The sequence below is a fragment of the Rickettsiales bacterium genome, assembly GCA_025210695.1.
In the GTDB taxonomy this organism is placed as follows: Bacteria; Pseudomonadota; Alphaproteobacteria; order Rickettsiales; family CANDYO01; genus CANDYO01.
Map to the genome: position 1 here is coordinate 1 of JAOARE010000046.1, position 13375 is coordinate 13375.

11 protein-coding genes and 1 other RNA gene are annotated in these 13375 nt (G+C 34.7%); 6 read left to right on the forward strand and 6 right to left on the reverse strand.

The window, feature by feature from the left end; genetic code table 11:
* From N4A31_07355 to rpsL, 4 genes are all read right to left on the reverse strand, one after another.
* Nucleotides 1-104: GTP-binding protein (locus N4A31_07355; GenBank protein MCT4636032.1), on the reverse strand; the 104-nt coding region annotated here is incomplete at its 3' end.
* Nucleotides 105-124: 20 nt separating this feature from the next.
* The gene (gene fusA, locus N4A31_07360) at nucleotides 125-2206 is read right to left on the reverse strand and encodes an elongation factor G (GenBank protein MCT4636033.1); all 2082 of its coding nucleotides are present in this window, start codon (nucleotides 2204-2206) and stop codon (nucleotides 125-127) included.
* 31 nt (nucleotides 2207-2237) lie between these two features.
* The gene (rpsG, locus tag N4A31_07365) at nucleotides 2238-2705 is read right to left on the reverse strand and encodes a 30S ribosomal protein S7 (protein ID MCT4636034.1); all 468 of its coding nucleotides are present in this window, start codon (nucleotides 2703-2705) and stop codon (nucleotides 2238-2240) included.
* 21 nt (nucleotides 2706-2726) lie between these two features.
* The gene (gene rpsL, locus N4A31_07370) at nucleotides 2727-3098 is read right to left on the reverse strand and encodes a 30S ribosomal protein S12 (protein ID MCT4636035.1); all 372 of its coding nucleotides are present in this window, start codon (nucleotides 3096-3098) and stop codon (nucleotides 2727-2729) included.
* 512 nt (nucleotides 3099-3610) lie between these two features.
* On the opposite strand from rpsL, the gene N4A31_07375 reads away from it, so the two are divergent.
* The 4 genes from N4A31_07375 to N4A31_07390 all read left to right on the forward strand — a co-directional run bounded on the left by N4A31_07375 (nucleotide 3611) and on the right by N4A31_07390 (nucleotide 10433).
* A complete protein-coding gene (locus tag N4A31_07375; protein ID MCT4636036.1) occupies nucleotides 3611-4279 on the forward strand; it encodes a phosphatase PAP2 family protein in 669 nt (222 codons plus the stop codon).
* 175 nt (nucleotides 4280-4454) lie between these two features.
* Nucleotides 4455-5663: a TolC family protein gene (locus N4A31_07380; GenBank protein MCT4636037.1), complete on the forward strand. Its 1209-nt coding sequence runs from the start codon at nucleotides 4455-4457 to the stop codon at nucleotides 5661-5663.
* 65 nt (nucleotides 5664-5728) lie between these two features.
* Nucleotides 5729-7276 (forward strand): efflux RND transporter periplasmic adaptor subunit, encoded by a 1548-nt coding sequence (locus N4A31_07385; protein MCT4636038.1) that lies wholly within the window; start codon nucleotides 5729-5731, stop codon nucleotides 7274-7276.
* 55 nt (nucleotides 7277-7331) lie between these two features.
* Nucleotides 7332-10433 (forward strand): CusA/CzcA family heavy metal efflux RND transporter, encoded by a 3102-nt coding sequence (locus tag N4A31_07390; protein MCT4636039.1) that lies wholly within the window; start codon nucleotides 7332-7334, stop codon nucleotides 10431-10433.
* A gap of 385 nt (nucleotides 10434-10818) precedes the next feature.
* Here the strand turns inward: N4A31_07390 and N4A31_07395 are convergent, their stop codons facing one another.
* On the reverse strand, nucleotides 10819-11322 hold the full coding sequence (locus N4A31_07395) for a ClpXP protease specificity-enhancing factor SspB (GenBank protein ID MCT4636040.1): 504 nt from the start codon (nucleotides 11320-11322) through the stop codon (nucleotides 10819-10821).
* A 21-nt stretch (nucleotides 11323-11343) separates the two neighbouring features.
* Nucleotides 11344-11664, reverse strand: a transfer-messenger RNA (tmRNA) gene (ssrA, locus tag N4A31_07400).
* 73 nt (nucleotides 11665-11737) lie between these two features.
* Between ssrA and thyX the strand changes: the two genes are divergently transcribed.
* On the forward strand, nucleotides 11738-12667 hold the full coding sequence (gene thyX / locus N4A31_07405; protein ID MCT4636041.1) for an FAD-dependent thymidylate synthase: 930 nt from the start codon (nucleotides 11738-11740) through the stop codon (nucleotides 12665-12667).
* A gap of 2 nt (nucleotides 12668-12669) precedes the next feature.
* Nucleotides 12670-13365, forward strand: coding sequence for an SURF1 family protein (locus N4A31_07410; protein ID MCT4636042.1), 696 nt, complete (start codon nucleotides 12670-12672; stop codon nucleotides 13363-13365).
* The last annotated feature ends 10 nt before the right edge of the window (nucleotides 13366-13375 follow it).

The window sequence follows — 13375 nt, forward strand, 5'->3', positions numbered from 1 at the left end:
ATACCAGTAATTGCTGCTGTTAAGGTTGTTTTACCATGATCAACGTGACCAATTGTCCCTATATTGCAGTGTGGCTTATTTCTTAAAAACTTCTCCTTGGCCATCTTAATACCTCTTCCTTAAATTAACTACTTTTTTTCATAATTTCATCTGCTGCATGCTGCGGAACCTGATCGTAATGCGAAAACTGCATTGAATACTGAGATCTACCTTGAGACATTGAACGCAAACTATTCACATAACCAAACATAGTTGCCAAAGGAACCATTGCAGAAATAATTTGAGCATTACCTCTATTATCCATACCCAATATATTTCCTCGACGACTATTTAAATCACCTATGATATCACCCATGTATTCTTCAGGAGTAATAACTTCAACCTTCATAACTGGCTCAAGCAACTTAGGACCGCACTGAGGCACCCCCTCTCTAAACAGAGCTTTAGCAGCTATTTCGAAGGCCATAACACTAGAATCAACATCATGATACGCACCATCTATTAACGTAGCTTTAAAATCAATTACAGGAAACCCAGCCAGAACACCAGCTTCTTTTGCCTGCTCTAAGCCTTTTTGAACACCAGGTATATACTCTTTAGGAACATTACCACCAACTATCTTACTCTCAAAAACAAAACCTTCACCAGGCTCCGATGGCTCAAGGATCATTTTTATTTTAGCAAATTGACCAGCACCACCTGACTGCTTCTTATGCGTATATTCAACTTCCATACGTTGAGTAATAGTCTCACGATAGGCAACCTGAGGAGCACCAATATTAGCCTCCACCTTGAACTCCCTTTTCATCCTATCAACTATAATTTCTAAATGAAGCTCCCCCATACCTTTTAATATAGTTTGCCCTGTTTCTAAATCAGAAGAGACCTGCAACGAAGGATCTTCCGCCGACAACCTAGACAGAGCCATCCCCATCTTTTCTTGGTCAGCAGCAGTTTTAGGCTCTACAGCAACCTCAATAACAGGCTTAGGGAACTCCATCCTCTCCAAAATCACCGGATTATCAGGATCACATAATGTATCACCAGTAGTAGTATTTTTCAAACCAGCTAACGCTACAATATCACCAGCACCAACCTCTTTAATATCCTCTCTATCATTAGCATGCATCAAAAGCATCCTACCAACACGCTCTTTCTGACCTTTTACAGTATTCATTATAGCCGAAGAAGCCTTCAAAACACCAGAATAAACACGTACAAAAGTTAAAGAACCAACAAAAGGATCATTCATAACCTTAAATGCCAAAGCAGAAAAAGGCTCTTTATCTGAAGGCTTACGCTCTATCTCTTTTTCAGAATCATCTACATCCACACCTTTCATAGTCGGAACGTCCAAGGGACTAGGCAAATAATCCACTACCGCATCTAACAACGGCTGCACACCTTTGTTTTTAAAGGCACTACCACAACCAACAGGAACAAACTTACCAGAAATGGTACCTTTGCGAATACATTTTTGCAAATCCCCAACACTAACCTCTTCTCCATTCAAATAAGCTTCCATAACTTCATCATCAACCTCAACCACAGTATCAATTAATTTACGATGATACTCCTCAGCTTTTTCCTTCATATCTTCTGGGATATCCCCATACACAAACTCAGCGCCAAGCTTTTCATTTTTCCACACAATACTACGCATCTTAACAAGATCAACAACACCAACAAAAACATCCTCAGAACCAATCGGCAACTGAATAACTGCAGGCACAGCACCCAATCTATCTACAATCATATCAACGCAACGGTAAAAATCAGCACCTGTACGATCCATTTTATTAACAAAACAAATTCTAGGAACCTTATATTTATCTGCCTGACGCCAAACCGTCTCAGACTGAGGCTCAACACCAGCAACACCATCAAATACAGCAACAGCACCATCCAAAACCCTCAAAGAACGCTCAACCTCAATAGTAAAATCAACGTGACCAGGAGTATCAATGATGTTAATTTTTTTCTTATTCCACTGACAAGTAGTAGCAGCAGACGTAATAGTTATACCGCGCTCTTGCTCCTGCTCCATCCAATCCATAGCAGCTCCACCATCGTGAACCTCTCCTATTTTATGGGACCTCCCAGTATAATACAAAATCCTTTCTGTAGTAGTAGTCTTACCAGCATCAATATGGGCACAAATACCTATATTTCTTACATCCTCTAGCACCCTTGCTCTATTTGACATCTTTTTTCACTTCCTTAAAAAACAAATATTACTATCTATTGTAATGAGCAAAAGCTCTATTTGACTCAGCCATTTTCTGAACATCTTCTTTTTTCTTACGAGCCGCACCTCTTTTATTAAAAGCATCAACCAACTCAGCAGACAACTTCTCTACCATAGTACGACCATGCCTAGAACGAGCATAATTTATAACCCACTTCATTGCCAAAGCAAAAGAACGAGAAGAACGAACCTCCACCGGAACTTGGTAAGTAGCCCCACCAACACGACGAGACCTAACCTCTATTTGTGGACGAACATTATTCAAGGCCTCCTCAAACGCAGAAACCGCATCTGTTTTTGATACTTTAGCTAAGTCAGCTAAAGCAGCATAAACTATAGTCTCAGCTATAGACTTTTTACCTTGATACATCAACCTATTTATAAACTTCGTAATTAAAACACTCCCATACTGCGAATCTGGGATTATCTCACGTTTTTTAGCTGCTCTACGACGCATAACTCTTCCCTTTAATAATTATTATTTAGGCTTCTTAGCACCGTATTTAGAACGGGCCTGCTTACGATCTTTAACACCTTGAGTATCCCTAGTACCACGAATAATATGATAACGTACACCAGGTAAATCCTTTACCCTTCCCCCACGAATCATAACAACAGAATGCTCCTGCAAGTTATGACCCTCACCGGGAATATAACCAATAACCTCAAAACCATTTGTGAGCCTAATCCTTGCCACCTTACGCAAAGCCGAGTTAGGCTTCTTTGGAGTTGTAGTATAAACCCTTATACATACACCTCTTTTTTGCGGACAACTTTCTAAAGCTGGCACTTTGTTACGCTTTACTTTATCAGTCCTTGACTTGCGAACAAGCTGATTAATCGTTGGCATTAAATATCTCCAAATTTTATCTAAAAACACAATACACTGAATAGTCATTATTACCATTCAGCAAGCTGCGTATTATATCAATCTAATACTTTTAGTCAAGAACATTATTCTCGCATCTATAGCGCATTTTAAACATTCTTGATTTAGTAATTTTTTTAAAACACCCATAAACCTAACTAGAAAAAGATAGATTCTAAGCCCTAATGTTAGCGTATCAATCTTCAATTGATAGATTACAGCACCTGAATGCAGATTCATAAACCTAAGCTAACTGACTTTTAAATTACAGAGAAAACTAATACTCTATAAAGTTAACCCACTTATTGCTTATTGCAACAGAAGATTTTCAATCGGTTCATAACTTTTACCTTATTTATTTTAAAATTCAACCTTTTTTTAGATCAAATCATGTTTTTTTTCTAATTATACTATTTTAGCTTCAATTTTGAACAATTTATTGTAATAATATTACTACCTTGCCATAAAACCTTTATTAATTCAAAAATTTATCTATGAATACAATTATAAATTTTTTTCAAGAAGTGAACATATACATTTTTACTTTTTTTAATAAAACATTTGGAATACAAACCTTTAATAAAATAATGATCATTGCCGATAAAATTGGGGGGCCTTATATTTTTCATTATCACCTTCTTTTTATTGCAATACTTGCAACCATAATGATTTACTGCAAAAGAAACAACCAAGATAACTTAAAGGAACTTCTTATATTAGGTTGTATAGCTATGTGCACATTGTTTGTAGCTATAGTTATAAATTTAGTTGTTATAACCGAATCACTAAAAAATGTAACTTCCTCCACTCGTCCATATTGTGAGCTAGAAAATATATACATACTTCCTGAAGTAACTGATAATAAATCCTGCGATAGAGGCTTCCCAAGTGGACATACTGTATTTTCGCTTATTATGATTATTAGCTTCTGGCAGCTATTTAATAAATTTTTTAAAATAACTGCTATAGTAGCTTTTGCTATTATAGCTATAACTAGAATGTCTTCAGGTGCTCATTACCCATTTGATATAATAGGGGGCATCTCTTTTTGTTTACCAACAACCATATATATTAGAACAAAAATTGACTATTTTATAAGAAAATATGAAAGTAAATGGAAAGCATTTAATTATTTATACAGCAGAACCCTTGGTAAAAGATAGCAAAAAAGCTCCTTTTTTATTTTTTATACCTAAGCTACTAAATTAAAAAACAAATAACCATCAATCTACTGAATATCTATCCTTAACTTATTATTAATCATTCTATGAAAACATATATTTATTGTTAGCTCAATACATTTCACGACTAATAAAAATTAATTTATAGGACAAAACTATGATCACTAAGTGTCTTTTAACCATTAGCACACTTATATTACTATCGCAATTCACCCTTGCCTCCTCATTTGAAGACTATATACAACGATTAAGCAAACATCCTCAAGTTGAGAGCATTTTATCTAAAAGTGAATCTATAAACATGGAATCACTAGGGGAGCTTGGCCTTCCTGATCCTACACTTATGGTTGGTGCAAAGAATATGCCTATTTCAGAACCTGGGTTTGATAGATTTCTTCCAACATCTAAAATTATAGGGTTCTCACAAAACATTCCTAACCCTATCACGAGAAATGCTAAATCAGAAAAATTACAACAAATCTCCAAAAAACAAAAATTAATAGCTGATTATACAAAAGAACGATTATACTTCATACTAATTACTAAAATGGCTGAATATGAAAGTTTAAAAACCCAAAAAAGCTTAACTGAACAACAATTAGAATATTATAAAACACTAGAAAACATTTATAAAGGTCAAATTGAATCTGGAAAACCGGTCTACAAAAGGTTCTCAGAAATTGATATAGAACGCGCTAAATCTGAACGCAACCTTAATACCCTTGAAACAGAAATCATTTCGGTACAAGCTAACTTTATTAGATTAATAAATGAAGTTCCTGAAATTAAACCACCCAAAATATTAAATAAAAAATGGGACCAAAATCCTAGTTCTCTCTACCCTGTGATGATTGCCGCTCAAGATATTTCAATCAGCAAAAAAGATGTAAAGATAGCTGATGCAGATTTTCTACCTAATTTTGGGTTGGACGCCTCTTATAAAAAAAGTGACGATAACAAAGGAGGACTCACTGTTCAAGCTAAAGTAAGCATCCCGCTATGGGCATCCAAAAATCAAGAGCCTAAACTAAAAGCCGCAGAAGCTAAAGAAAACAGCGCCAGATTTGCTTATAACAACGTACGTCGTTTATGGACACAAGAATTAACCTTCTTACAGAGTGTTCGTGATACTACAGCTAAAAATATTAAAGTTCTCCAAGAGCAAGACAAGGCGATAAAATCTAAGATAGAAGCAACCAAGCGTAATTATGAAGCTGGAACAGAGGATCTTGATAGCATTATCCTAGCTAAAATTGCTAATTTACATATTCAAATTCAACTTGCACAAACTCAATCTGCATATATTTCAAAAGTAGCTGAAGTTAATTCTTATATTGCAACAAAATTCCAAGAGGCACAAAAATGAAATTTTTTATCATCGGGTTACTCCTGATAAACTATGCTTTCATAGCTTACTCTGAAGAACATATAATGCCAAAAAACTCTCATCATCACAATATGACGAACTCTAACCATTCTTCTGCCCCCTCTCCTACAGAAACAAAAGAAATACTATATTGGGTAGCACCAATGAACCCAAACTATAAAATGGATAAACCAGGTAAATCCCCTATGGGAATGGATTTAGTTCCAGTTTATGCGGAAAAAACTTCAGAACCAGAGTTAGATAAACACGATAATATTATAAACAGAGCAATCGTATCCCTTTCTCCAGAAACTATTCAGACTATTGGCATTCGAACAGAAAAAGCACAAATGGCAGCTTTTGGGTTAATGGTTCGTAGTTACGGAGAAGTAACTGAAAATATTCGCCTCCAAAGCGATATTTCAGATCGTGTTTCTGGTTGGATTAAAGAACTTAAAATAAAAGCAGAAGGAGACCAGGTAAAAAAAGGAGATTTATTATTCAAATTAGATAGCCCAGAACTTGTAGCCGCAGAAGAAGATTATATTAGCGCTATAAAAACAGACGCAAAATGGCGTATTGATGCAACTAAGACAAGACTTGAATCACTTGGAGTACAAGATATAGTTATAGAAGAAATACAAACCAAAAATAAAGTTCTTACTTACACTCCTTTTTATGCTACACAAGATGGGATTGTAAGTAAAATTAATGTCCGAGAAGGAAGTTATGTTAAACCGGGAATGACTATAATAAGCATTCAGAATTATTCATCTGTATGGATAGATGTTAGCATTGCAGAAAAAGATCTCCCATATATTAGCAAAACAACTAAAGCAAGAGTTTCATTTCCCAACCTAGGTATTAAAACACACCAAGCAAAAATTGATTATATATACCCAACAATTAATCAAAAAACACGAACAGGAAGTATCCGTTTAGTTCTAGACACCCCTAACAGAAAGATAATGCCTGGAGCTTATGCTGATGTTGAATTTGAAAGCAAAGTAAAACAACGCTTATCTATACCAAGCAACTCTATTTTAAAGAGTAAAAATGGAGATTTTGTTGTTGTTGCCCTAAAAGATGGAAGATTTCAACCACGTAAAGTACTGTTAGGAGTACATTACAAAGATAGAACAGAAGTTCTAGAAGGAATAAATATGGATGACAACGTAGTTATTAGCGGACAGTTTCTAATTGATTCAGAAAGCTCCTTGCTAGATTCTTTTGAGAAAATGAAAAAGATGCACACTTCATTACAAAAGATTGAAATCAATGATAAGCAACTAAATGCAATCGACCAGATTATTGATGCTACTCTATATATTCACCAAGAATTAGAAGCTAAACGTTTACCTAATTCAGACATGATCACCTCCACCTTAAACTCAACAGAAAAATTACTTACAGAGTTTCAAGGAACATTGTTACAATTTATTCTTGAAGATATCAAAAAAATTCTAACAGAAAGCAAAGATAATTTTTCTGCCAATCAGTGGAAAACAACTCTAAATAATTTACTTGTTGCACTAACACCCTGGACAAAAGAAGGGCGTTCAAAACAATCTATCAGAATAAATAAACTTTCTGGAGGATTAAATGCAAAGTAATAACAAACAAAATTATAAACTATTGTACGATCCAAAAAACTCATTCGTCGCTAAAATTATAGAATGGTCAGTACATAACCAACTTCTAATTAGCATGATGATAATAGCACTTCTAGTTATTGGAGGAATATCCCTTCAAAAAACAGCATTAGATGCTATTCCTGACATGTCTGACACACAAGTAATTATTCGCACTGAATTCCCTGGCCAATCTCCACAAATTGTTGAAGACTTAGTGACTTACCCTCTTTCTACTGCAATGCTAGGCATGCCAAAAACCAAGAATGTTCGCGGATTTTCCATGTTTGGCACATCTTTTGTTTACATTATCTTTGAAGATGATGTTGATCAATATTGGGCGCGTTCACGAGTAATTGAAGCATTATCAAAAATCCAAGGAAATCTTCCAAGTAATGTAACTCCCCAAATTGGCCCTGATGCTACTGGTGTAGGATGGGTATATCAATATTCCCTTATTGATAAAAGTGGTAACTATGACCTTGCACAACTAAGATCACTACAAGATTGGTTTCTAAAGTTTGAGCTAGCTACGGTACCTGGAGTATCTGAAGTAGCGTCAATTGGAGGATTTGTAAAAGAATATCAAATTCTAATTGACCCCAACCATTTACGTGCATTCAACATCTCATTAAAAACCCTAATAAAAGCTATACAAAACTCTAGTATGGATGCAGGTGGTCGTGTAATTGAAAAATCAGAGATGGAACTTATTGTTCGTTCGAACGGATATATAACTAATATAAACCAACTTAAGAATACTGTTCTTTATTCCCATGACAACATCCCTGTAAAACTATCTGACATTGCAAGAATAATAGAGGGCCCCGAACTTCGACGTGGTATTAGCGAACTAAATGGAGAAGGAGAGGTTGTCTCTGGAATTATTATTATGCGATCAGGCGAGAATGCACTCCATGTCATTGAAAAAGTAAAAGATAAACTTAAAGAATTACAACAAAGTTTACCTAAAGAGGTTAAAATAATACCTGTATATGATCGTGCCCCCTTAATAGAAGGAGCTGTCAAATATTTAAAAGAAAAACTGATTGAAGAAGGACTAGTTGTTGCTCTTGTATCTTTTATATTTTTACTTCATCTACGTTCTGCCTTTGTTGCTATAGTAACATTGCCTTTAGGTGTTTTAGCTGCTTTTATTATTATGTCTGCACAAGGCATTACAGCAAATATTATGTCCTTAAGCGGCATTGCAATTGCAATTGGAGCAATGGTAGATGCGTCAGTAGTAATGGTAGAGAACGCCCACAGAAAACTCTCAGAACTACCTAAAAACGCCTCTAAAGAAGACAAAGCTGCTGCAATCTTACTCTCAACAAAAGAAGTTGGACCTGGATTATTTTTTTCTCTATTAATAATTACAGTTTCTTTTATTCCAGTATTTGCCTTAACGGGACAATCTTACCGCCTTTTTTCCCCTCTAGCATTTACCAAAACTTATGCTATGGCCTTCGCTGCCTTTTTATCCATCACCGTTGTTCCAGTTTTAATGCTATGGCTTATAAAAGGAAAAATAAAAAAAGAAGAAGAAAACCCTATAAATCGTTGGTTTATCAAACTATATCAACCTATTTTAAGTCAAGCCTTAAATAAAAAATTATTCACTATTATCTTATCTATCGGTTTATTGCTGTCTATGGCGTGGCCTCTAGCAAAAACAGGATCAGAATTTATGCCTGCTTTATATGAAGGAAAACTTCTTTATATGCCAACAACACTACCTGGAGTTTCAATTACAAAAGCTAAAGAGATTCTACAACAAACAAATCGTATGATTAAGGAGATTCCAGAAGTGGATCATGTTTTTGGAAAAGTTGGAAGGGCAGATACCGCTACAGATCCCGCTCCAATTTCTATGATTGAAACCTGGATTAACCTTAAGCCAAAAAGTGAATGGCGCCAAGAAATAAATACAGAAGACTTGATTAATGAGCTTAACACAAAGGTTAAAGTGCCTGGAGTTATAAACTCATGGGGATATCCTATTAAAACTCGTATGGACATGATTTCAACAGGTGTACGTACACCAATAGGTATTAAAATTGCTGGAGATAATTTAGATACAATTGGACGCATTGCTATTCAAATAGAATCTATTATCAAATCCATTCCCAATACACGCTCAGCATTTGCAGACCGTGTGACGGGTGGAAAATATTTAGAAATAGAACCGGATAGAAATAAGCTAGCACGACTGAACATCAGCTTAGAATCATTCCAAAATGTAATTAGCACATCACTAGGAGGAATGAAATTGGCTGAATCCATACAAGGTCGAGAACGATATAATATTATTATACGTTATGATCGTCCATTTAGAGAAACTCCTGAAGACTTATTTGACGTTTTACTACAAAACCCACAAGGACATCATATTCCACTTAAAGAAGTTGCAAATGTTAAATTTGTTGAAGGACCTCCAATGATCAAATCCGAAAATGCGCGATTAACTGGTTGGGTTTTCATTGATATTGAAGGAATAGATATTGGATCTTATATAAAAAATGCACAAAAAATAATATCACAAAAAGTTAATTTACCCTCCGGATACGCTCTAATCTGGTCTGGACAATTTGAACAGATGTTAGAAGCAGAATCCCGTCTAAAAATTGCAATACCTGCAGTGATATTTATTATATTTATACTTCTTATGATTCATTTCAAACGACTAGATCGTACATTGATAATTATGTTATCACTCCCTTTTGGATTAATTGGAGGAGTTTGGGCACTATACCTCGCTGATTATAATTTTTCAGTCGCTGTAGGAGTAGGTTTTATCGCACTATCTGGTATTGCCGTTGAAACAGCTGTAGTCATGCTTCTTTATATTGATCACCAAATGCAAATCTCTCCTCCAAAAACACAACAAGAATTATTTAATGAGATTATGCATGGCGCCGTCTTAAGAGTGCGCCCGAAACTAATGACCGTTTGTATTATTATTGCTGGACTTAGCCCTATATTTATTACTGAAGGCTTAGGATCTGATGTTATGCGACGCATTGCTCTGCCAATGGCTGGAGGTATGATTTCTACTACAGCTCTAACCTTAATCGTCATTCCTGTTGTTTATTATTTATGGGAAGGAAGACGATTTAAAGCCAAAAATAGAAAATAATGTTGTAAATTACTTTATATTTATTATGAACAGTATAATTCTTCTATACTAACGGAAAAACCTGATTTAGTTATAACTCTTGCATGTAAAGGCTCTGTTGTGAGATAAGTTTTTGGAGATTCTTGTGGTTATTGGACATTTAGTTCCTTCCTTATTTGTTTCGTAATTAGCCTGAACTATTTGTACGGTTTTAGTGTAGCCACTTCAATCTAATAATAGCAATAACTAAAGCAGAAAGAACACACATCCAAAAGAATGCAAACACATGAAAAACACTTATTTCTAGAGGAAAAAACATAAGACTTATAATTTATTATACAGATACCACACATATCAATAATAAAGATAGTTTCCTAGTTATATAGCAATTAATAATTGAGATGCGTTACTTTAACTTCTTATTTTTAAAATCTAAAGCAATAACATTACCCTTTGTTTCTGCAGTACTTGGAAACAAATCCTTTTTGCTGTAAGTAGAGCTATTATTAGCTAGATCAACATTATTATCCTGATCATTTGAAGCTTGATCTTCATCAACATGGCGAAACTGCAACCCAAACTTAACACTAGGATCTGCAAAAGCAGTTAAAGCCGAAAATGGAACAACTATTTCTTCTTGCTGGTTATCAAAACTCAAACATACACTAAATCCATCATCATTGATCAATAAATTTTCAAATTGATGCTGAAGAACTATCGTCATTTCATATGGATATTTATGATGCAACTTTTCTGAGATACTAACGCCAGGATATTTAGTAATAAAAGAAATAAAAAAGTGATGATCTCCATCAAGATTATTTCCAGCAAAAATTTCTAATGACCTTTTTACAATAAAATGCATTGCATCATCTACTAAATCACTATAATCAATAATATTTTTTTTCATTACTCTTTTACCCTTAAAAAAAATGGGGCTTTCTCTGTTGCCCGGTAAGCCCCCAACCGCTGATAACTATGCAGCTAAAGCTGCTCTGTTACCAAATGCTTGATTATTATCGTTTGCATTTACTTTTTTTGACCCATAATCGTAGGTATCATCCCGGATAAAAGTTATTTTTTTATTACGCACGTCGATCCTGAATCGCCCCCTAAAGATCTTGTTAAAATTATGGTGGAGGCGCCGGGCACTGCCCCCGGGTCCGCAACGCCTATTCTAAATAGCGTTTATTATCATAGTCCAATAATAGACAAGAACATTATACAGCATTTTTCTTGGTAATGGAAGAGAAAACTCTTGCAAATATACACATAGCTTTCATACTTAAAACTTATAGTAAATAAAATTTTAGAGAGTTACTGCAATGATACAAACCAAAGAAAATGATGATTTAACGAAACAAACTAATATAACGAAACGCGCTATATCTCCAGGAATAGAAAAAATCTTATATGATGCAATACCTGTATTAGATCATGGATTTGTTAGAGTAGTAGACTATATGGGCGATGATAGCGCAATAGTTCAAGCAGCTAGGGTGTCCTATGGAAAAGGCACAAAACGAACCAATCAAGACCGTGGATTGATTCAATACTTAATGCGCCATCGTCACACCACTCCGTTTGAAATGTGCGACATTAAATTTCATATTAAATTACCTATCTTTATTGCAAGGCAATGGATAAGACATCGTACAGCTAGCGTTAATGAATATTCTGCAAGATATTCAATTCTTGCTAACGAATTTTATACCCCAAAGCCAGAAAATATGGCTATGCAGTCTAAAATCAACAAACAAGGGCGTGATAACGTTTTATCCCCTGAGGAATCTAAAAAAGTTCTTCATCTTTTGAAACAAGATGCTGAACAATGCTATTCTCATTACCAAGAAATGCTTAATGAAGATGAAGAAGGAAATATTTTGAATCCTGAGAATCCTCAACTTGCTCGTGAACTTGCTAGAATGAACTTAAATCTAAACTTTTATACAGAATGGTACTGGAAAATCAATCTACATAATTTATTTCACTTTTTAGCCTTAAGAGCAGATTCTCATGCCCAATACGAAATTAGAGTTTATGCTGAAGTTATGCTTAATATAGTTAAAGAATGGGTACCTTTTGCTTATGAGGCTTTTATGGAATACCAGGTTAACTCTGCTAGTTTTTCAGGCAATGCTATCAAAGCCATTAAAGCTATGCTCAAGGGAGAAAAAATTACAGCTGAAGCAAGTGGTATGTCTAAACGTGAATGGGGAGAGTTCTGTAATACCCTTGATCTTGAGCAGAATTAAATATGAAAATTTTAGGCTTCAAACCCAAATTAATACCTACTTTGTTTACAATCCCTGCTCTAATTCTGTTGTTCTCTTTGAGTATTTGGCAATTCCAAAGACTACAATGGAAAGAAAACCTTATAGCAGAAATTAATTTAAAAACTCAGCTTCCCTCTATTAAACTACCAGAGAAGGTAAATATTGAAGAAATGCTTTATCGCAAGGTAACTCTCCAAGGAAAGTTTCTTCATGAGAATGAGATATATATCTATGGGGGGGCCACTAAACCTAGCAATGAGCATTTCTATTATATTCTAACTCCTCTTCAATTAAATAACGGAAAAACTATCATAGTAAATCGTGGATGGGTTCCAGAAAAATTTAAAAATCAAGCAACCAGAGAATCCAGTTTAATACCAAATGAAGTAGAAATAACTGGAGCTATTATGGCCAATGAAAAAAAAGGTACCTACACGTATAACAACCAACCAAAAAAGAATTTATGGTTTTATATCAATTTAGATGAAATTGGATCATTTATTAACAAGCCGGTTGAACCCTTTTATATTCTAGCTCAAAATGATGGGAAAGATTTTCCTAAAGGAAGAGAAGTTAAACCAAACTTACATAATAATCATTTAGGATATGCTCTCACTTGGTTATTCTCAGCTATAAGTTTGTTAGTTATATATATTTTATATCATCGTAAAAATTGAAACAAAAACA

Coding starts and splice junctions, on each gene's coding strand:
- rpsG (MCT4636034.1), bottom strand. CDS start 2,705: ATGCGTCGTAGAGCAGCTAAAAAACGTGAGATAATCCCAGATTCGCAG.
- N4A31_07410 (MCT4636042.1), top strand. CDS start 12,670: ATGAAAATTTTAGGCTTCAAACCCAAATTAATACCTACTTTGTTTACA.
- N4A31_07385 (MCT4636038.1), top strand. CDS start 5,729: ATGCCAAAAAACTCTCATCATCACAATATGACGAACTCTAACCATTCT.
- N4A31_07395 (MCT4636040.1), bottom strand. CDS start 11,322: ATGAAAAAAAATATTATTGATTATAGTGATTTAGTAGATGATGCAATG.
- fusA (MCT4636033.1), bottom strand. CDS start 2,206: ATGTCAAATAGAGCAAGGGTGCTAGAGGATGTAAGAAATATAGGTATT.
- rpsL (MCT4636035.1), bottom strand. CDS start 3,098: ATGCCAACGATTAATCAGCTTGTTCGCAAGTCAAGGACTGATAAAGTA.
- N4A31_07380 (MCT4636037.1), top strand. CDS start 4,455: ATGATCACTAAGTGTCTTTTAACCATTAGCACACTTATATTACTATCG.
- thyX (MCT4636041.1), top strand. CDS start 11,738: ATGATACAAACCAAAGAAAATGATGATTTAACGAAACAAACTAATATA.
- N4A31_07375 (MCT4636036.1), top strand. CDS start 3,611: ATGAATACAATTATAAATTTTTTTCAAGAAGTGAACATATACATTTTT.